Annotated in this window: 20 protein-coding genes; 6 read left to right on the plus strand and 14 right to left on the minus strand. The window is 65.0% G+C overall.

Annotated elements, in window-relative coordinates; genetic code table 11:
• Window positions 1-18: 18 nt before the first annotated feature.
• Both HT051_RS01335 and HT051_RS01340 read right to left on the minus strand, forming a co-directional pair.
• Window positions 19-546 carry an arsenate reductase ArsC gene (locus tag HT051_RS01335; RefSeq protein WP_174540365.1) on the minus strand — a complete coding sequence of 176 codons (528 nt, stop codon included), beginning with the start codon at window positions 544-546 and terminating at the stop codon, window positions 19-21.
• Window positions 547-570: 24 nt separating this feature from the next.
• Complete coding sequence (locus HT051_RS01340) at window positions 571-909, minus strand: helix-turn-helix transcriptional regulator (RefSeq protein WP_174540366.1); 339 nt, start codon at window positions 907-909, stop codon at window positions 571-573.
• Between the two features lie 214 nt (window positions 910-1,123).
• On the opposite strand from HT051_RS01340, the gene HT051_RS01345 reads away from it, so the two are divergent.
• Both HT051_RS01345 and HT051_RS01350 read left to right on the plus strand, forming a co-directional pair.
• Window positions 1,124-1,654, plus strand: a complete 531-nt coding sequence (locus tag HT051_RS01345) for an Lrp/AsnC family transcriptional regulator (RefSeq protein WP_174540367.1) — start codon at window positions 1,124-1,126, stop codon at window positions 1,652-1,654.
• Between the two features lie 236 nt (window positions 1,655-1,890).
• The gene (locus HT051_RS01350; RefSeq protein WP_174540368.1) at window positions 1,891-3,306 is read left to right on the plus strand and encodes a glutamine synthetase family protein; all 1,416 of its coding nucleotides are present in this window, start codon (window positions 1,891-1,893) and stop codon (window positions 3,304-3,306) included.
• 8 nt (window positions 3,307-3,314) lie between these two features.
• Here HT051_RS01350 and HT051_RS01355 read toward each other — a convergent pair whose 3' ends face one another.
• Genes HT051_RS01355 through HT051_RS01365 form a run of 3 tightly spaced genes read right to left on the minus strand, consistent with a single transcriptional unit; the run spans window position 3,315 to window position 6,549 of the window.
• A complete protein-coding gene (locus tag HT051_RS01355) occupies window positions 3,315-4,526 on the minus strand; it encodes a hypothetical protein (RefSeq protein ID WP_174540369.1) in 1,212 nt (403 codons plus the stop codon).
• Between the two features lie 55 nt (window positions 4,527-4,581).
• Window positions 4,582-5,484, minus strand: coding sequence for a LysR substrate-binding domain-containing protein (locus HT051_RS01360; protein WP_174542807.1), 903 nt, complete (start codon window positions 5,482-5,484; stop codon window positions 4,582-4,584).
• Window positions 5,485-5,493: 9 nt separating this feature from the next.
• Entirely contained in the window at window positions 5,494-6,549 is a 1,056-nt protein-coding gene (locus HT051_RS01365; RefSeq protein WP_174540370.1) for a YeiH family protein, read from the minus strand.
• A 195-nt stretch (window positions 6,550-6,744) separates the two neighbouring features.
• On the opposite strand from HT051_RS01365, the gene HT051_RS01370 reads away from it, so the two are divergent.
• Entirely contained in the window at window positions 6,745-7,368 is a 624-nt protein-coding gene (locus tag HT051_RS01370) for a cyclopropane-fatty-acyl-phospholipid synthase family protein (RefSeq protein ID WP_174540371.1), read from the plus strand.
• An 80-nt stretch (window positions 7,369-7,448) separates the two neighbouring features.
• Window positions 7,449-8,498 carry an aromatic acid exporter family protein gene (locus tag HT051_RS01375; protein ID WP_246810134.1) on the plus strand — a complete coding sequence of 350 codons (1,050 nt, stop codon included), beginning with the start codon at window positions 7,449-7,451 and terminating at the stop codon, window positions 8,496-8,498.
• 3 nt (window positions 8,499-8,501) lie between these two features.
• Here the strand turns inward: HT051_RS01375 and HT051_RS01380 are convergent, their stop codons facing one another.
• The 9 genes from HT051_RS01380 to HT051_RS01420 form a co-directional block, all read right to left on the minus strand.
• On the minus strand, window positions 8,502-9,392 hold the full coding sequence (locus HT051_RS01380) for a phytanoyl-CoA dioxygenase family protein (RefSeq protein WP_174540372.1): 891 nt from the start codon (window positions 9,390-9,392) through the stop codon (window positions 8,502-8,504).
• A gap of 177 nt (window positions 9,393-9,569) precedes the next feature.
• A complete protein-coding gene (locus HT051_RS01385; RefSeq protein WP_174540373.1) occupies window positions 9,570-10,259 on the minus strand; it encodes a helix-turn-helix domain-containing protein in 690 nt (229 codons plus the stop codon).
• Between the two features lie 191 nt (window positions 10,260-10,450).
• Window positions 10,451-11,875: a gamma-aminobutyraldehyde dehydrogenase gene (locus tag HT051_RS01390; protein ID WP_174542809.1), complete on the minus strand. Its 1,425-nt coding sequence runs from the start codon at window positions 11,873-11,875 to the stop codon at window positions 10,451-10,453.
• A gap of 44 nt (window positions 11,876-11,919) precedes the next feature.
• Window positions 11,920-12,735 carry an ABC transporter permease gene (locus tag HT051_RS01395; RefSeq protein ID WP_174540374.1) on the minus strand — a complete coding sequence of 272 codons (816 nt, stop codon included), beginning with the start codon at window positions 12,733-12,735 and terminating at the stop codon, window positions 11,920-11,922.
• Entirely contained in the window at window positions 12,725-13,675 is a 951-nt protein-coding gene (locus HT051_RS01400; RefSeq protein ID WP_174540375.1) for an ABC transporter permease, read from the minus strand. Before HT051_RS01400 ends, HT051_RS01395 begins: the two co-directional genes overlap by 11 nt.
• Window positions 13,672-14,685 carry an ABC transporter ATP-binding protein gene (locus HT051_RS01405; RefSeq protein WP_174540376.1) on the minus strand — a complete coding sequence of 338 codons (1,014 nt, stop codon included), beginning with the start codon at window positions 14,683-14,685 and terminating at the stop codon, window positions 13,672-13,674. Before HT051_RS01405 ends, HT051_RS01400 begins: the two co-directional genes overlap by 4 nt.
• Before the next feature lie 142 nt (window positions 14,686-14,827).
• A complete protein-coding gene (locus HT051_RS01410) occupies window positions 14,828-16,000 on the minus strand; it encodes an ABC transporter substrate-binding protein (RefSeq protein WP_174540377.1) in 1,173 nt (390 codons plus the stop codon).
• Between the two features lie 468 nt (window positions 16,001-16,468).
• Complete coding sequence (locus HT051_RS01415) at window positions 16,469-17,377, minus strand: LysR family transcriptional regulator (protein WP_174540378.1); 909 nt, start codon at window positions 17,375-17,377, stop codon at window positions 16,469-16,471.
• A 69-nt stretch (window positions 17,378-17,446) separates the two neighbouring features.
• Window positions 17,447-18,403 (minus strand): LysR family transcriptional regulator, encoded by a 957-nt coding sequence (locus HT051_RS01420; protein WP_246810135.1) that lies wholly within the window; start codon window positions 18,401-18,403, stop codon window positions 17,447-17,449.
• Between the two features lie 117 nt (window positions 18,404-18,520).
• On the opposite strand from HT051_RS01420, the gene HT051_RS01425 reads away from it, so the two are divergent.
• Both HT051_RS01425 and HT051_RS01430 read left to right on the plus strand, forming a co-directional pair.
• On the plus strand, window positions 18,521-19,231 hold the full coding sequence (locus HT051_RS01425) for an SDR family NAD(P)-dependent oxidoreductase (RefSeq protein ID WP_174540379.1): 711 nt from the start codon (window positions 18,521-18,523) through the stop codon (window positions 19,229-19,231).
• Between the two features lie 13 nt (window positions 19,232-19,244).
• Window positions 19,245-20,015 (plus strand): creatininase, encoded by a 771-nt coding sequence (locus tag HT051_RS01430; RefSeq protein ID WP_333502644.1) that lies wholly within the window; start codon window positions 19,245-19,247, stop codon window positions 20,013-20,015.

Raw genomic sequence — 20,015 nt, forward strand, 5'->3', positions numbered from 1 at the left:
GGGTCGGTGCGGCGGCGCTCAGGCGGCGCTGCCGCGTTTCTCGGTGCTGCCTTCGGTCTTGCCGATCTCACGCAGCTTGGTGCCCAAGGCGACGGTATCGAGCTTGCCGATCGGTAAGGCGGTGAAGATGGAGATGCGGTTGCGCAGATAGCGCAGCGCGGTGACGAAGGCGGCTTCCTTCTCCCAGTCCTCGCCTTCGAAGGCGGCGGGATCCTCGATGCCCCAATGGGCGGTCATCGGCTGGCCCGGCCAGAGCGGGCAGACCTCGCCGGCGGCGTTGTCGCAAACGGTGAAGACGAAATCCATCACCGGCGCGCCGGGCTCGCCGAACTCCTCCCAGGGCTTCGGGTGCAGCCCCTCGGTCGGGTAGTTGAAGCTCTGCAGCACCTTGATGGCGAAGGGGTTCACCTCCGGCTTGGGATGCGAGCCGGCGGAAAAGGCACGGAAGCGGCCCATCCCTTCACGGCGCAGAATACTCTCGGCCATGATCGAGCGGGCGGAATTGCCGGTGCAGAGAAACAGCACGTTGTAGACAGGTTCCGTCATCGCAAATGTCCTCCCAAGACTTTTCTATGACGCGCAGCAAGAGGTGAGATCGGCGATGATCGGCGCGCAGATCTCCGCCCGCCCCTTGCAGCAATCCTTCAGCAGATAGGAGACCAGCGCGCGCAGGGCGCCGAGCTTGGCCCGGTAGATGATCTGCCGGCTGTGGCGCTCCGCTTCGATCAGGCCGGCCCGGGACAACACGCCCAAATGGCTGGACATGGTGTTGTGGGGCACGTCCAGCTGGCGGGCGATCTCGCCGGCGGGCAGCCCTTCCGGCTCGTGGGCGACGAGAAGCCGGAAAACCTCCAGCCGCGTGGCCTGTGCTAGAGCGCCAAGTGCGTCGATAGCCTGTTCCGATTCCATATGTCGACTATTGTGGACATATGGACGAGAGTCAAGCGGCCTTTTCGGCAAAGGCTTGGGCTTCATGCGCGGCGGTGCTGTTTTGGCGGTGGGTGTGGGTGGACATCCGAAGCGCGGCGACAAGCCGGCAAGTCTTGCTACACTCCGCTTCGAAGCGCTGCCTATCCGCCGCCTTGCTTGTGGCCCGGCGCGGTCCAGGAGAAACTCGTTCCCGATGTCCAACGACGCAAACTTGCCCGCCGAGACCGAAGCTGAGCGTTCCGCACTTTCGGCGCGGTCCTCGCCGTACGACGCGCTGAACCAGAAGATCGTGCAGCTGTTGCAGGTCGACGGGCGGATGAGCTTCCGCGAGATCGCCGAGCGGCTGGACGTCTCCGAAGGCACGGTACGCAACCGCGTCACCTGGATGAAAGAGGCCGGGGTGATGACCATCGCCGCGGTGGTCGATCCGACGGTGGTGCAGTACAAGGCCGATGCCATGCTCGGCATCAAGGTCGCCCCCGGCGCCACGCCGGCCGAGGTCGCCGAGCGGCTGGGCCGGCATAGCGAGGTGGTCTATGTGCTTTGGGTCAGCGGCCGCTACGATCTTCTGGTCGAGCTGGTGCTGAGTGCCGAGGAGCAGCTGACGCCGTTCCTCACCGAGCATTGCTACGCCCGTCCGGATATCGCCTCGGTCGAGGTGATGACCGGCCTCAAGATGTATAAGAACCAGTTCCTGCTGAAGCGCTTCTTCGACGCGCCCTAAGCGTCGTCCCCAGATATCCCACCGGTTTTCAGCAGATTTTCCATAGGGTTACCCAACGTATTGGCGCGCGTGGCGCGTTTACGCCTTCGCAGGGCAGACCGTCCTATTTCTGCGCATCTCCTGTTTTTTCTGCCTCTATATTACGTTTTACGTATTTTTATATTGTGTATCTGCGTATTCCGCATTTCACTAGCGGAAGCCAAACGCAATCCGCACTCAGTTGGGGGAGATGCATCATGACCGCCTATGCCGAGACATTTGCCGAGGCCCTGCCGTCGGAGGCCCGTGTCGCCGAGGTGCGGCGCGAGCTGGAAGCCGCCGGGGTGCAATACATTTTCTCCTGCTGGATCGATCTGTTCGGCCAACCCAAGACCAAGCCGGTGCCGATCTGCGATTTCGAAGATCTCTGCATGGGCAAGGGGCCGCAATTCGCCACCCATTCGATCTCCTTCGTGCCGGAGCTGACCCCGGCCGATCCGGATCAGGTGATGGTGCCCGATCTCGACGCGATTTATGTCTGCCCGTGGGATCCTTCCGTCGCCATCATCTTCGCCGACCTCTTCTGGGAGGGCGCACCCTATAATGTCTGCTCGCGCCAGGCGCTGAAGCGGGCGATGTTTGAGGCGAAGCAAAAGGGCTATCTCGGCTTTGCCGGGGTGGAGCCGGAATTCATCGTCATGCGTTATGACGAGGACGGCCAACCGGTCAAAGCGATCGACACCGATCCGCAGCACGGGCTTCGCCCGCGGCGCCAGGCGTTCGGCTACGACGTGGAGCATTCGCTCGATTCTATGGCCTTCTTCAAGCCGGTGATCGAGATGCTGAACGGGCTCGGCTGGGAGCTGCACGACGTGGTCGCCGAGGGGGCCTATTCCCAATTCGAGCTGGATTTCGGCTTCACCGATCTTCTCGGCATGGCGGACCGGCTGGTGTTCCTGCGCATCCTGTTAAAGGAGGTGGCGAAGGATCTCGGCATGTTCGTCACCTTCATGCCGAAGCCGACGCAAGGCGATTGGCGCTCCGGCGCGCATATCAATTTCTCGCTGCAGGCTGCCGACAATCCCGGCGTGAACCTGTTCGGCTCCAAGCAAGAGGGCTGGAGCAAACCGGCGCTCTCCGCCGTCGCCGGGCTGATGGCTCACGGCGAAGCGCTGACCGCAATCACCTGCTCGACGGTCAATTCCTATAACGGGCTGGTGCCGCGGGTCGGCGGGTTCGAAGGCGGCACCGTCACCTGGGCGCCGACCAACATCACCTACGGCCATAACAACCGCTCGGCGCAGTTCCGCCTGCCGCAGAACCGCTACTGCATCGAGAACCGCGCCGCCGATATGTGCATGAACCCCTATCTGGCTTTCGCCATGACGCTTGGCGCCGCGCTGGAAGGGGTGACGGGGGAGATGGATCCGGGGCCTGCGACGGACCGCGATCTCTATGCCATGACGCAAGAAGAGTTCGATGCGCTTGGCATCAAGCGGCTGCCGCGCAATCTGATGATGGCGACGGAGGCGCTACGTGCCGATCCGTTAGCCGAAGCCGTACTCGGGCCGGTGATGCTGAACTCCTATCTGGCCTACAAAACGGATGAGTGGGAGCGCTATCACCAAGCGGTCACCGATTGGGAGGTGAACGAGTATCTGCGGCTCTACTAAGCCGCGCCTTACACGCCTGCGGGGATGGCGAAGATGATCACCACCAGAGCCAGAGCTACGGCGAAGCCGAACAGGGCCACAAGCCAATAGTCCTTGCGCCGCCAGGCCGACAGCGCCGCCTGCAAGGATTGCAGCGCGTAATAGGCGACGAACACTTTCGAGGCGTAGGTGATGATCTGATAGATATCGGCGACCCAGGTGATGGCGATGGCGGCGATCGCGGTGATCAGATTGCCGAGCTCGACCTTGACCCGGTGTCCAGTGCTCTCCGACATTAGCCCGCCCGCGCCATTCATATCGGCGACGGCGGCGGAGAATTGCGAGGCGAGCGCCACGATGATGATCATCGGCGCCACCGCCGCACCGAGCGGGGCCAGCATATCGATGATCGCCGTCTCGCCACCTTCCGCCGGCAGGCGCCCGGTGAAATAGGGCGTCACCAGCAGGATGAAGAGGCCATAGATGGCGGTGGAGATCCATTGCGCCCAGCGCATGGTCTTGACCCGAGTCTTGGGATCGTAGCCGCCCGAGAGATAGCGGGAGGTTTCGAAGCCCTGCACCAGGATCACCAGCCCGAGCAGCATCTCCACCTCTTTGAAGCCGCGCGGGTGGGGGGTGAGATGCCAGCCGAAATCGCCGGCGGAAAGCGCGATCACGGTCGCGGCAATCAGCGCGGCGAACAGCCCGCCGATCACCGAAAGCTTCAGCCCGACGGCGCCGAGCTCCAGCCGCTCCAGCGCGTCGAGCCCTCCGCGCAGGCCGATCAGCCCGATGCCGCCGATGACGATGGTGGCGGCGATCTTGATCCAGACCGGGTTGGTGAGGTCGTCGATGCGCAGCGCAAAAGCGGCGAAGAGATTGAGGTAGTAGGTGACGGAAACGAAATAGGCGAGCAGCAGGGCAAGCTCGGAAGCCCGCTCCAGCACCTGCACCGAGGCGCGCGGCTTGTCGGCAAGCTCCGGCTCGACATGGAGGATGTTGTGGCGGATGGCGGCGCCGAACAGATAGCCCGCACCGCACAGGCCGAGCATGGCGACCCAGGCCAGCTCGCCGGCGGCATGGCCGAGAATCGGGCCGGCAACCAGAAACCCGGAACCGATGATAGAGGCCAGCGGGGTGACCGTGGCCTGCCAATTCTGCGATTTCAGAAGCTTCGGATTGAAGAAGATGCCGGTGCACAGCAGGGCGACGAGCACGAGGCAGATATTGGTCGCCGTCATTGAACTCCCCGAAGACTGCGGCTTGGCGCTTTTGAATCAGCTCGCAATTACCGCGTCAACTGCACGGAAGCGGCCGCGCGGCTGCGATCAGCGCATCGAACGCCGCCTCGGCCTTGGTGGTGCTGCGCTCCTTATGGCCAAGCCGATAGAAGCAGCGCTTGGGAAGCGGGAAGGCGAGAGGCACCAGAGACCCGGATTCAAGATTTGCGGCGACGACAAGTTCCGACAGGATTGCCGCAGCCTTGCCCGACTCGATGGCGGCGCGCACGGCCTCGTTGGACGGAAGCTCCAGCACGATATCCAGATCGGCGAGATCCACGCCCTGCTCGGCCAACGCCGCTTCGGTCAGCACGCGGGTGCCGGAGCCGGGCTCGCGGAACACCCAGGGCAGCGCTTTCAGCTGCGCCGCGGTGAGCGGTGCGCCGCCGAGCTGTTCGGCCAGCGCCTTGCTGGCGGCAAGAACGAGCTGATCCTTGCCGACGCATTCGGCGGACAGTGTGGGGTGATCGATCTCCGCTTCGATGAAACCGATATCGGCACTGCGGTCCTGCACCGCGGCGACGACGCTCGCGGTGTTGCCGATGCTCAGGCTCAAACTGATGCCGGGATTTTCTGCACGGTAGCGCTGCATCAGCGGCGGCAGCCAATAGCTGGCGACGGTCTGGCTGGCGGCAAGCTTCAGGCTGCCCCGCTTCAGCCCGGCGAGATCGGCGAGCACCTGCTCGGCCGCCGCGGCCCGGGCCAGCACGCCGCGGGCCTCGACCAGGAATAAGCGCCCCGCCTCGGTGAGCGCGATATTGCGCCCCACGCGATCGAACAGCTTCACCGCATGGCGCGCCTCCAGCGCCGCCACCGCCGCACTCACCGCCGACTGGGTGAGATGCAACTCGGCAGCGGCGCGGGTGACGTGCTCATGCTCGGCGACGGCAACGAAGATGCGGAGCTGCTCCAGGGTCATACGCATGTTCTACATCATCAGCTTCACCAGCAGCAGGCTAAAGCTGGCGATGAAGAGAAACGCACCGGCACCGACAAGCAGCGGACGCAGCCCCTTGGCGCGCAACTTGGCGATATCGGTCTCCAGCCCCATGGCGGCAAGCGCCATGGAGAGCAGCACCGTGGTGGCCGGCACGAGGACGGATTTCGCCTCAGTGGGAATCGGAACCGCGCTGTTGATGGCGATCACGGCGACGAAGCCGAGCACGAACCAAGGCAGCGGCAGCCGCTTTCCTTTGCCGCCCGTCCCGTTGCTGCGATGGCGGGAGGCGACGATGCCGAGGCTGATCACCATGGGCGCCAGCAGCATGACGCGGGAGAGTTTGGCGATGGTGCCGAAATCGCCCGATTGCTGGCCGTCCTGATAGGCGGCGGCGACGACCTGCGCGACCTCGTGGATCGAACTGCCGGCCCAGAGGCCGAATTCGTGGGGCGACAGATGCAACAGACCCGGCAGCAGCGGATAGGTCACCATGGCGATGGAGCCGAACACGGTGACGCAAGCCACGGCATAGGCGACATCCTCGTCCGGCGCCTCGGTAACGGTGTCGGTGGCGATCACCGCCGAAGCGCCGCAGATCGAGGTGCCGGCGGCGATGAGCTGGGTGAGCTTTTCTTCCACCTTCAGCCGGCGTCCGAGCCACAGGGTGAAGGCGAAGGTGGCAAGAAGCGTGAGGACGATCACTAGAAGCCCGCGCCCGCCGACCGCGACGACCTGCGCGGCGGTGAGCTGGAAGCCGAGCAGGATGACGCCGAGGCGGAGCACGCGGCGGAGCGAGAAGGCGACCCCGGGCTTGGCCCAGGCGGGCGTGCCGACGAGGTTATGGGCGGCGATGCCGATGAGGATCGCCAGGATCATCGGGCTCAGCGCCGAGATGCCGGGTATCGCGTGCAGGGCAAAGGCAGCAGCAGCGATGCCGCCTGTGAGCAGCAGGCCGGGGAGGAGACCGGTGAGAGACGGCGCAGCGGCGGTTTCCGCCGTCTGCGTTTCGCGCGTCTCTACAGCTTCGAGTTGGGTCGATGGCATGTCCGGCTCCTTGTCTTGAGCCGAACATGGCGTCACGCTTTCATTCGATCCAACGCATTATATTTTACGCAATGTTCGATTTTTACGAACGATTGTCGCGCGCCATGCGGCGAATGCGCAGCGTGGCATGGACCTCCCGCGGCGCATCCCCATATTGGCTTTCGACAATGCGAGGCGCGAGAGAAGGGAGTTTCGATGGACAATCCATTGCACGCCGCCAAGGATTTCTGGAACGAGCGCTATGCGGCGCCGGGGTATCGCTTCGGCACCGAGCCGGCGCTGTTTCTGCAAGAGCAGGCGAGCTATCTGACGCAAGGCGCCAAGGCGCTGGCGGTCGCCGATGGCGAGGGGCGGAATTCCGTCTTCCTCGCCGAGAAGGGGCTTTCGGTGACGGCGATGGACGCGTCCGATATCGGCGTGGAGAAGGCCAAGGCGCTGGCCAAGGAGCGCGATGTTACGATCGATTTCCGCCTCGCCAATCTCTTCGACTGGCAATGGGAGCCGGAAACTTACGACGTGGTCGCGGCGATCTTCTTCCAATTCGTGCCGCCGCATCGCCGCCCCGCGGTCTTCGCCGGGATCAAGCAGACCCTGAAGCCCGGCGGGATCTTGCTGCTGCACGGCTATACGCCGAAGCAGATCGAATACGGCACGGGCGGCCCGCCGGACCCGGAGAACATGTACACCGAAGAGATGCTGCGGGAGGCCTTCGGCGATATGGAGATCCTGCGGCTTAGCGCCTATGAGCGGGAGATCGAGGAGGGCACCGGGCATAAGGGCATGTCGGCGCTGATCGATCTGGTGGCGCGAAAACGCTAAAGCGGGAAACCTGCCGGCGCCACCTGCCGCCCGGCGGGTGAATCAGCCTATGATCGCCCCTTGAAGGGAGGCGTTCGGCAATGGCTGACAAGACGGCGTTCAAGCGCGACGATCTCAGGGCGATGCTCCACCTGCGCTGGCGGGAAGGGTTTCGCGACGCCACCGCCACGGCGGCGGCCGCGGGGCTGGCCTTCTTCCTGGCGCAAGAGATCTTCGGCCATCCGCGGCCGGTTTTCGCGGCGATTGCCGCCATCATCTGCCTGGCGCCGGGGCTTCCCAATCACGTGCGCCAAGCGGCGGGGCTGATGGCCGGCGTCGCCATCGGCATCGTGGTCGGTGAGATCGCCCTGACAATTCCCGATATCGTACCCCTGGCGCGCATGCTGGGTGCGGCGTTCTTCTCGATCCTGATCGCCTCTTTGTTCGGCGTGCCGCCGGTGGTGCCAATCCAGGCCGGGGTCTCGGCGGTGCTGGTGCTCGCGATCGGCTCCGATACGGCCGGCTTCGTGCGGCTGGCCGATGTCGCCATCGGCGCGTCGGTCGGGCTTCTATTCAGCCAGGTGCTGATGACGCCGGATCCTCTGGTCGGCATCAACACGGCAGCGCAGAAGCTGCTGCGCGATCTGGCCGGCGGTCTTCGCGGCTGTGCCGAAGCGCTGCGGACAGACGACGAGGAGGATGCGAAGGCGGCGCTGCACGAACTGTCGGTGGCCCATGCCGATCTCGTGATGCTCGGCACCGGCATTCAGGCGGCGCGCTCCGATGCCCGCTGGTCGGTGCGCGGGCGGCTTGCCGCGGTCACGGTGCAGGAGCTCGCCGCCCGCTATTCGCGCCATGCGATCCGGCTCTACGCCTCTTCGCTGCTGTTCGCCGAGGCACTGGCCAATGCTTTGCGCAAAGGCGCCGGACCGCCGCCGGAGGCGCTGCGGGAGCGTGTGCTGCAAATCGCCGAACGCTGCGAAGCACTGGCGGAACGCGGCTCGTTCGGCCCGCAAGAGTCTATGCAAGGTCTGCCGCCGCTGACCGGCATCACGCCGGAGGATCCGCTCTGGCGCCCTGCGCTGGCGCGCCTCGCCCTGATGGAGGAGGCGCTGGCCGCGTTCGGCCGCGATCCCCGGGATTCGGTTTAGAGACTACGCGGCGCTTGCCGCCGCCTCTCTGACGAAGGGGCCGCGCGCCACATACTCATCGAGGCCCGGCGTGCGATAGCCGCTGCGATGCCAGGTGATGGGGAAGTGGCTCTCTTCCACCTCGTTGGAGCCGAAGCGCATATAGCGGCCATACATCGGGCCGTTGCCAACGCCGAAATTCTCGGGTGCGAATTTCACATCCGACGAGACCATGTGAATGGCGATGCTCCGCCGCGGCACATCCATGGCGTTGATACGCGAGCCGTGCCACAGCCAGCCATCGTGGAAGGCGCCGCCGCCGGGCGGCACCTCGATCGGCACCAGCTCCATTTCGTAGCCTTGCGACTCGGCCCATTCGCGGGCTTCTTTCAGATCGTCCTCGGGGCCGTGGAATTTCAGGATCGGCTGCGCTTCGCCCCATTTATGGGAGCCGCGGATATACATCAGCGTGCCGCCTTCGGCTGTCGTCTTGTCCAGCGCGATCCAGCAGCTGGCCATGCCGGGCTTGTCGAACCAGGTGGCGTACATGCTGTCCTGGTGGAAACCGATGGGGCGGCCTTCCGGCGGCTTCCACAGCAGGTTGTCGACCATCAGCCGGGCGCCGTCCCAGCCGCCGAGGCGGGCGCAGGCCTCGCCGATGCCGGCATCCATGACGTTGCGCGCGACGGTGAGATCGGCGCGCCAGCCATTGCAGATCTGCTTGGTGTAGGGTTTGCCGCCTTCAGGCAGGTTGACCTCGTCGGGCCGGACTCCGGTTTCGAACTCGCCCTTCTCGAACAGCGGCTCGTAGCGGGAGAGGACGTCTGCCGCCGCCTGCTCGCCAATAATGTCGTCGACGATGAGGAAGCCGTCGCGGCGGTATTGTTCGATCTGATCGTCGGTCAGGCTGAGCATGCGGTCTCTCCTCGGTTTGAGATCCTTAGGCGCGCGGTTCGGGCGGCAAATCTTGCTTTGCATATAGCGCAACATTTTTATTTGATATGCAATACGCCTTGCCTGTCAACCGATCCCGCGCATCCCGCGTTGCACAGCTGCGCGGGGCGCGGGGAGCGCAAGGCGCGCGCCGGCCGCTTAGCTGTCGTAGATGATAGTGCAGAGAAGCGCGATGTCGTCGCTATGCAGCTTCTCCGGCCCGTGCTCGATCTCGGCGGCGAAGGTGAAGGCGTCGCCAGCTTCGAGCCGGTAGATCTCATCGCCATAGCGGTAATCCATGGCGCCGCGCAGCATGTAGATGATCTCGGTGCCCGGATGGCGGAAGCGGGGATAGACATCCGACTCCCGGTCCATGGTGATGTAGAAGCTCTCGTAAGGCCTGCCCGGCCCGCGATTATACGAGATCAGCTTATAGACATGGCCATGGGCGCTGCCGCTGCGGGTCACCTCGGTCTGCTGCTCCGGATGCAGCAGCAAAGCCCGACCGCGGGGCGCGGAGACCTCGGCAAACAGATCGCCGAGAGTCAGCCCGACCGCCTGGGAGAGGCGCTCCAGGCTCTCATAGCTCGCTGCGACATTGCCGGTCTCGATGCGGCTGAGATTGGCGGTGGAAAGCCCCGCCCCGGCGGCAAGCTGGGTCAGCGTGAGGCCATGGGCCTTGCGATGGCGGCGGATCACGTCGCCGATGCGCCGGTTGATCGGCGATTCGGCGGAAAGCTCCTCGGGACGCGAGGGCGCGCCGGGCTCGATCAGCGGCCGCTTCTTGGCCACCGCCGGCTTGGTTCCCGCAGGTTTCGACTTCGCCGCTTTCGATTTGGTCTTTGCCACGAAGCCTCTCCGGAAACCGTTGCATGCCCCGGCGGCAAAGCAGCCGGGATTTGCGCGCAAGATTGGCCGAAGCGGCGATGGGAGACAAGCCGGACGGCTTTGCGCGTGCGTACGGGACTTCCGGGCAAGCCCCAAAAAGAAAACGCCGGCACGAAGGCCGGCGCTTCTCAGATTCGTACCCGAAGCTCCGATCAGTGCGCGATCATCACGTGGCGGACGACGGTGTAGTCCTCCAGCGCGTAGAGCGACATGTCCTTGCCGTAGCCGGATTGCTTCATGCCACCATGAGGCATCTCATTGGTCAGCATGAAGTGGGTGTTGATCCAGGTGCAGCCATATTGCAGCCGCGCCGCGGTCTCCATGGCCTTGCCGACATCCTTGGTCCAAACGGAAGAGGCGAGGCCGTAATCGGAATCGTTGGCCCAAGCGACGGCCTCGTCGACCTCGGAGAAGCGAGTGACGGAGATGACCGGGCCGAACACTTCGCGGCGGACGATCTCGTCGGATTGCAGGGCACCGGCGACCACGGTCGGCTGATAGAAAAAGCCGCCGCCCTCGCCCGGCTTGCCGCCGGCGGTGATCTCGATATGGCTCTGCTCGCCGGCCCGCTCCACGAAGCTTGCCACGCGCTCGCGCTGGCGGGCGGAGATCAGCGGCCCCATCTCGTTGGAGGCATCGTCCTCGGCGCCGAAGACGATGCTGCCGGCGGCGCTGGAGAGATCGGCCACCAGCTTGTCGTAGATTTTCGGCGCGGCATAGACGCGGCAGGCGGCGGTGCAGTCCTGGCCGGCATTGTAATAGCCGAAGATCTTCAGCCCCTCGACCACGGCGTCGAGATCGGCATCGTCGAAGACCACGACCGGCGCCTTGCCGCCGAGCTCCAGATGGGTGCGCTTGACCGATTTCGCCGCTGCCTGCAGCACCTTCTTACCCGTGGCGATATCGCCGGTGAGCGAGACCATGTTGATCTTGGGGTGATTGATCAGGGCGTTGCCGACACTCTCGCCGCGGCCGAGGATCACGTTGACGACGCCTTCGGGCAGAACGTCGGCCATGATCTTGGCCATCTTCAGGGCGGTGAGCGGGGTCTGCTCGGAGGGCTTGAACACCACGGTGTTGCCGCCGCCGATGGCCGGGGCCAGCTTCCAGGCCATCATCATCAGCGGATAGTTCCACGGCGCGATGGAGCCGACGATACCGATGGGATCGCGGCGGATCATCGAGGTGTGGCCTTCGATATATTCGCCGGCCGCATTGCCCGGCATGCAGCGCACCGCGCCGGCGAAGAAGCGGAAGCAATCGACAATGGCCGGGAGCTCGTCCTCCTTCACCATGCCGATGGGCTTGCCACAGTTCAGCGCCTCCAGCGCGGCGAAGCCGTCCGCCTCGGCCTCGAGCTTGTCGGCGATCTTGAGAAGATAGGCGGAGCGCTCGGCCGGCGTGGTGCGCGACCAGCTCTGGAAGGCGGTGTCGGCGGCGGCGACCGCCTTCTCGATCTGGCTGTCGGAGGCTTCCGGCAGATGCAGGATCACCTTGCCGGTCTTGGGGTCAACGATGTCTTCGGGGGTCTCGGTGCCGGCCTCGAAGCTGCCGCCGATCAGCATGTCGGTGTCGATTTTTTCTGGGTTCACGATATCCATTTTGGCTCTCCTTACGCTTGTCACTTCTCGGCGGCGGCCGGGCTGTCGCCGCCGCGGGTCAGGTAGTAGGCGCCGAGGATCGGCAGGAAGGTCACCAGCACCACCACCATGGCGACGACATTGGTGACCGGGCGCTCGCGCGGGCGCACCAGTTCTTCCAGCATCCAGATGGGCAGGGTCTGCTGCTGCCCGGCGGTGAAGGTGGTGACGATGACCTCGTCGAAAGACAGCGCGAAGGCGAGCATGCCGCCGGCAAGCAGCGCGGTGCCGATATTGGGCATGATCACGTGGCGCAGAGTCTGGAAGCCGTCGGCGCCGAGATCCATCGAGGCTTCGATCAGATTGCCGGCGGTGCGGCGGAAGCGGGCGACGGCATTGTTGTAGACGACGACGATGCAGAAGGTCGCGTGGCCAAGCACGATGGTCCAGAACGAAAACGGGATGTCGGCCAGGCTGAAAGCGGAGCGAAGCGCGATACCGGTGATGATGCCGGGCAGCGCGATGGGCAAGATCACCAGCAGCGAAATGGTCTCGCGGCCGAAGAAGCGAGTGCGGGAGACGGCGGCGGCGCAAAGCGTGCCGAGGAGCATGGCGAGCAGGGTCGCCACCGTGGCGACCTGGACGGAAAGCCACAGAGCCTGCCAGACATCGACGCGATTCCACGTGACCTCGAGCCAGCGCAAGGTGAAGCCGGGCGGCGGCCACTGATACGACTTCTCCTCGGTGGTGAAGGCGTAGACGAAAATCAGCAGGATCGGCACATGCATGAAGAGCAGGCCGGCGGCGGCGGCGAGCTTCAGCCCCAGGGGTGCGCGGGCGTTCGGATCAGAGCGCATCGAAAGCCCCCATGCGTTTCGCCATCCAGAGGTAGAACCCCATGATGACCATGGGGACGACGGTGAAGGCGGCGGCGAGCGGGATGTTGCCGGCGGTGCCCTGCTGCATATAGACGGCCTGGCCGATGAACAGGCGCGATGAGCCGACGATCTGCGGGATGATGTAGTCGCCCAGGGTCAGCGAGAAGGTGAAGATCGAGCCGGCGATGGCGCCGGGCAGGGCCAGCGGAAAGATCACCGACCAGAAGGTCTGGCGCGGGGCGGCGCCGAGATCGGCGGAGGCCTCGAGCAGATTGTTCGGCAGCCGCTCCAACGACGCCTGCAGCGGCAGGATCATGTAAGGCAGCCAGACATAGACGAAGACTAGGAAGGTGCCGGTATAGCTGACCGAGAGAGAGTTGCCGCCGATCACCGGCAAAGAGAGATAGGCGTCGAGCAGCCAGTAGAGATGCAGCTTGGCGAGCACCCAGTTGAAGATGCCTTCCTTGGCGAGGATCAGCTTCCAGGCATAGATCTTGACCAGATAGCTGGACCACAGCGGCAGCATCACGCCGAGATAGAACAGCGCCTTCCATTTCCCGCGGGCATAGCGGGCGGCGTAATAGGCGATGGGGAAGGCGATCAGCGCGGAGAACAGCGTCACGCAGGCGGCCATCAGCACGGTGCGGACGATGATGTCGAGATTGGCCGGGGTGGTGAGAAGCTCGCGATAGGTGCGCAGCGTCGGGGTGTAGTCGATCATCCCGGTGTAATGATCGATGGCGAAGAAGCTCTGGGCGAGCAGCGCGAAGAGCGAGCCGAGATAGATGATGCCGAGCCAGAGCAGCGGCGGGGTCAGCAGCAGAAGCAGCAGAAATTTCGGGTGCCGCCAAAACGCATCCGAGGCAGCGCCGGACGGGCCGCCGCGCGGCGGCAGGATGGCAGCGGCGGCGCTGCTCATGCGGCGCCCTCCGGCCCGTCGACCGGCTCGTCCTCCATGAGATGGAGGTCCGACTCGCCCCAGGCGAGGCGTGCGGTCTTGCCCGGTTCGGGCAACTTGGCGTCGGCGGCAAGCAGGGCGGTGATTTGGAAGCCGTCGAAGTCGAACACGGCGCGGCGCTGGGCGCCGAGGAAGCTCGACGAGACGAGGGTGGCGCTATGGCCGCCGCGGGACACAAGACGCACCGCCTCGGGGCGGAGGCTGGCCCAGGCGCGGGTGCCGGTGAGCCTCTCCACCAGGTCCGGCGGCAGCACGTTGGAGGAGCCGACGAAATCGGCGACGAAGCGGGAGCGGGGCGCGCGGTAGATCTCCTCCGGCGTTCCCACCTGCATGATCTTGCCCTCGTTGAACACGGCGATGCGGTCGGCCATGGAGAGCGCTTCGCCCTGATCGTGGGTGACAAAGACGAAGGTGATGGCGAGCCGCTTCTGCAGGCTCTTCAGCTCCTCCTGCATCTGCTCGCGGAGTTTCAGATCGAGGGCACCCAGAGGCTCGTCGAGCAGCAGCACTTTCGGCTCGTTGACAAGCGCGCGGGCGAGGGCGACGCGCTGGCGCTGACCGCCGGAAAGCTTGGCCGGGCTGCGGTCGCCATAGCCGGGAAGCTGCACCAGCTCCAGCAGCTCCTCGGCGCGGGCGAGGCGTTGCTTCTTGGCGACGCCCTTCATCTTCAGCCCGTAGGCGACGTTCTCCAGTACCGAAAGATGCGGGAACAGGGCGTAGTCCTGGAACACGGTGTTGACGTTGCGCCGGTAGGGCGGGATGGCATCGGCCCGTTCGCCGAAGATCTCGATATGGCCTGCAGTCGGCCGCTCGAAGCCGGCGATCAGGCGCAAGGAGGTGGTCTTGCCGGAGCCGGAGGGGCCGAGCAGAGCGAAGAACTCGCCCGGCGCGATCTCCAGGTTCAGCCCATCCACGGCGCGGATGGCGCCGAAATGGCGGCAAACATTCTTGAAGCGAACAGCGGAGGTCATGGTCTGGGTGCGTTTGGACTGAGCAGGATCTTGCGGGGCGCGCTTGGTCCCGTCCGGTTCGAAGCGCGGGGGCCGGGCGCGTTTGCGGCTTGCCGCAGCAGCGCCCGACCCCTTTGCCTGCTCCCTGTCCAGTTCGGCGAGATCAGCGGCCACCGATCACGCCGATATAGTCCGAGACCCAGCGGTAATAGGGGATGCACTCATCCTGGCTGTCGCAATCGGCAACCGGCGTCCGCCAGAACTTGATCTTGTCGAAATCCTCGAAACCGTTGGTCTTGCAGCCCTCGTCGCCGAGAAGCTCGTTGCCCTTACAGGCGGCGGGGACGACCGGCACGGAGCCGAACCAGGCGGCGAGATCGCCCTGCACTTTCGGCTTCAAGGAGTGCTCCATCCACATATAGGCGCAGTTCGGATGCTCGGCATCGGCATGCATCATGGTGGAGTCGGCCCAGCCCGTGGCGCCTTCCTCGGGGATGGTGGAGGCGATCGGCGCATCCTCGCTGGCCAGCAGGTTCACCTGGAAGGGCCAGGAGCTGGAGGCGACCACGCCTTCGTTCTTGAAGTCGTCGATCTGGATAAAGGCATCGTGCCAGTAGCGGCTGACCAGCTTGCGCTGCCCGCGCAGCAGGTCGAGGGCGGCCTTGTATTGCTCCTCGTTCAGCTCGTAGGGGTCCTTGATGCCGAGCTCGGGCTTGTGGGCCATCAGATAGTTGGCGGCGTCGGCGATGTAGATCGGGCCGTCATAGGCCTGGACCCGGCCTTCATTGGTCTTGCCGTCGGGAAGGTCCTGCTTCTCGAAGACGACGTTCCAGCTCTTCGGCGCTTCCTTGAAGACATCGGTGTTGTACATCAGGACGTTGGGGCCCCACTGATAGGGGACGCCGTAATGCACACCGTCGACAGTGTGCCAGGGGGCATCCTTCAGACGGTCGTCGATTGTCTTCCAGCTCGGGATCAGATCGACATTGATGGGCTGGACGCGCTTACCCGCCACCAGGCGGAGGGAGGCGTCGCCCGAGGCGGTGACCAGGTCGAAGCCGCCCTGGTTCATCAACGCGACCATCTCGTCGGAGGTGTTGGCGGTCTTGACGTTGACCTTACAGCCGGTCTCTTCCTCGAAGTCGGTCACCCAGTCGTAATTCTCGTCGGTCTCGCCCCGCTCGATATAGCCGGGCCAGGCGACGATGCTGACTTCACCCTCACCGTCGCCGAGCTTCTGGAGCATTTCGGCGGCGGCAGCGGCGGAGATGGTGGTTTGGCTGACAAAGGCCGATACGGCCAAGATGGCAGTAAAAGTCTTGAATGAACGCTTCATACGCTACGTCTCCCCAGTCCTGGCGCGCCGTAATCTCCAGCGCGGTCTCGTCCTAGCGTTGAGGTTACGCTCCGATTTCGCGTTCGCAAATTCAATTCTCAGAACGGTGATATCGGATTTTCCGATAGCTCGGTTGTGCAACCCGAACCTCACGGCCAGAGCGCGCGAGCATGGCCAACTTCCTCCCCCTAGAAGGGGGAGGGGTGGGGCGGGGGTCCGCCATCCCAATCGATCCCGAAAAGCCGAAGCCGACCCCCCTCTCGCTCCCCCCTTTTAGGGGGGAGGATTCCGCCGTGCCCGGGAAGCGGGGCTGTGTCGGACCAGACCGGCACAGCCTACGCCCTCTCCCCTCGAGGGGAGAGGGTTGGGGTGAGGGGGTATTGAACCAGCCGTATTTTTCACCCCCTCACCCGGATGCTTCGCATCCGACCTCTCCCCACTGGGGGGAGGTGAACATCCATCGCGCCGCTAGCGCTGGCCGAGAGTGCGCTGGGCCTGAGCGACGCCGATGAAGTCGCGGGCGGCGCGGGGGAGCGGCGAGCCCTTGCGCCAGACGATGCCGACCTGAACCACGGGCAGGCGCCCGGAGACATCGCGGCTCTCGATGCGGTCGCCTTCCAGCGACCAGGGGCGATAGACGAGATCGGGCAGCAGGGCGACGCCGGCACCGGTGGCGACCAGGCTGCGCACCGCCTCCACCGAACGGGTGCGGAAGGCGACCTTGGGCTTGGTGCCAAGCGCGCTTAACAGCTTGTCCGTCGCCTCCTCGATCTCCTCCATGTTCAGCATGATCAGCGGCTCGGCGGTCACCTCGGCCAGCTGCACGCTTTCGGCGGTGGCCAGCGGGTGGCCGAGGGGAAGCCAGAGCCGGTAGGGCGAGACCTCCAAAATCTCCGCCTGCAAAGCAAGCCGGTCGCGAAGCGCGGAGATCACGGTGACCGCCACATCGAGCTCGCCGCCGATCAGCAGATGCTCCAGATATTCGCCGCTATCTTCGATGGCGCTCACCTCGACGGCGGGAAAGGCGCGCTGGTAGCGGGCGAGGATATCGGAGAGCACATAGCCGGCGACCAGGGAGGTGACGCCGAGATGCAGACTGCCGCCTTGGGTCTGCTGATCCTCGGAGAAGGCGTGCCGTGCATCGGAGACCTGGCCCAGGATGGTGGTCGAATGGCGCAGGAATTGATGGCCCTTATGAGTGATGGTCAGGCCGCGGGAATGGCGCTCGAACAGGCTGACGCCGAGATCGCGCTCCAGATCCTTGATTGCCTCGGTGATGGCGCTCTGCGAGATGGAGAGCGACTGGGCCGCCTTGGAAATGCTGCCCTTGTCGGCGACGGCGACGAAATATTGAAGCTGGCGGAGCGTGAAGGCCACGAGCGTCCTATCTGAAATCGGCGGCTGCGATCCTAGAGCAGATTTTCGCGTTTTGCGCGTTCGGCTGCATCAGATCGGCGTGCCGCGGGCGGCGAGACGGCGGCGGATCTCGGCGAGGAATATCTGGGTCGGCAAGGTCTGCTGGGCCTCCGGCTTGGTGACCAGATAGAGCAGGTAGTTGGGCAGCATGGCATCGGGCAGGAGCGGCCAGAGCTGGCCTTGCTTCACCCCTTCTTCGGCGATGGTGGTGGGCAGGAAGCCGATGCCGCAGCCGGCGGCGATCATGCGGCGCGCCTCGGCGAGGTTCTCCGCTTCGCCCGCCGGGGCAAGCCCGAGCTGATAGCGGTTGCGGAAATGGCCGACATCCTCCGGCTCGTCGGAGCCGGTGAGGATCACGCGCTCTTTGCTCAAGACTTCCGGATTTTTGACCTTGGCGCCCCAGAGCGGGTGATGGCGGCTGCAATAGAGCTGCTGAAACTCGCGCATCAGGGGCTCGTAGAAGAGATCGGCACGGGGCGCTGCGTCAAAGGCGATGCAGACTTCGGCGGCGTCCTTGACCAGGGCCTGCAGCACGATGCGCCGCGGCGCGATATCGAGGCGCAGGCGAATGCCGGGATGGCGCCGCGCCAGGGAACCGATGGTCTCGTCCAGCTCGCGGGAGGCGACGCCGGAGACGGCGCGGATGGTCAGCAGCCCCTCCACCTCGCCGGATGCGCCGGCGACCGATTGGGGCAGTACCTGGATCTGGCGGAAGAGCTGATCGACGAAGCCGGCGACGATGCGCCCTGCCGGGGTGAGCTCGACGCCTTTCGACGACCTTATGCAGAGCTCGGTCTCCAGATGATCCTCAAGCCGCTTCAAGGCCAGGCTCACGGAAGGCTGCTGCAAATTGAGGCGGCGGGCCGCCGCGCCGATGCCGCCGGCGCGGGCGATCTCGCGGAAGATCTTGAACAGGTTGAGGTCGATGCGCCGAAACAGGGCCGGATCGATCGGCATCGGTTTGGAGCTGTGCGGAGTATCGGACATGCCGCGCGCAGTTTGGACCGGGTCATAAATCTGATCAATGACTCACATTGCCGGTTTGCGGCTTCGCAAGCCCCGACGGATACCCGACGCTTTGGCCCAGAAACCACGGAGGACGATGTGGAAACGGGCCTTAAGGGAAAGCGCGCGCTGGTGACCGGGGCGGCAAGCGGCATTGGCAAAGCCATCGCCAAAGCTTTGGTCGCCGAAGGCGTCGAGGTGGTGGGGCTGGATATCGAGGATGTCTCGCGCTGCGGCTTCGAGGTGATCGGCACCGATATCGCGTCCGTGACCGCTGTGGACCGGGGGATCGAGCAGGCCATCGCCCGGCTCGGCGGGCTCGACATTCTGGTCAATTGCGCCGGGATCGAGATCCCCTCCTCGCTGCGGGATATCGAGATCGCCGATATGGACCGGATGATCGCGGTGAATTTGCGCGGGCCGATCCTGGTGACGCGCGCGGCGCTGCGGCATCTCTCCGACGGCGCCCGGATCGTGAATATCGCTTCTGAGCTCGCCTATCTCGGCCGGGCCGGCTCCTCGGTCTATGCGGCGACCAAGGGCGCGATGCTTTCGCTCAGCCGCTCCTGGGCGCGGGAATTCTCCCCCAACATTCTGGTCAACGCGGTGGCGCCGGGCCCGATCGATACGCCGCTGCTGGATTTCGACAATGCGCCGGCTGAGGTGCAGGCGCTGGACGTCTCCAACCCTCTGGGGCGGATCGGCCGGCCGGAAGAGGTCGCGTCCATAGTGGTGTTCTTGGCCAGCGAGCGCTGCGGCTACGTCACCGGGCAATGCTTCAGCGTCGATGGCGGCGCGGCGATGCATTAGGGGAGCGCAGCCTGTGACCCCCGTCTTTATGGCCGAGCTGAGTTGGCCCGAATTCGAAAACAAGATGGAGGCGGGCGCGCCGGTATTCCTGCCGCTCGGCGCCACCGAGCAGCATGGTCCGCACCTGCCGCTTAGCGTCGATATCGTGCTGCCGACGGCGGTTGCCGAGGCCGTGGCGCGCCAGGCCGGCGGCATCGTCGCCCCGGCGATTCCCTATGGCTACAAATCGCAAGCCCGTTCCGGCGGCGGGCAGTCCTTTCCCGGCACGACGAGCCTTGCCGCCCATACGCTGTCGCTGGTGGTCCGGGACGTGCTCTACGATCTGGGCAGCCATGGCGCCCGCCGCTTCGTGGTGGTGAACGGCCATTGCGAGAATGCCTGGCCGGCGATCGAGGGGATCGACCTCGCCATGCGGGAGCTGCGCCGCGACGGCATCGCCGACGCCAAGACGATGCGGCTGGAATATTGGGATTTCGTGCAGCCGGAGACGCTGGCGAAGATCTTTCCGGACGGGTTTCCGGGCATCGAGCTCGAGCATGCGAGCCTGCTCGAGACCTCGCTGATGCTGCTGCTCCGGCCCGATCTCGTTTCCCCAGAGAAGATGCCCGATGACGGGCCGGCGGAATTTCCGCCCTACGACCTGACCCCGATGCCGGACGGCGGGGTGCCGGAATCGGGCGTGCTCGCCGTGGCGCAGGGCGCCTCGGCCGAGATTGGCGGATGGCTGATGGACGATCACGTGACGCTGATCGCACAAGCCGTGAGACGAGAATTTGGGATTTGA

This window comes from Methyloligella sp. GL2 (assembly GCF_013341275.1).
Classification (GTDB): domain Bacteria; phylum Pseudomonadota; class Alphaproteobacteria; order Rhizobiales; family Methyloligellaceae; genus Methyloligella.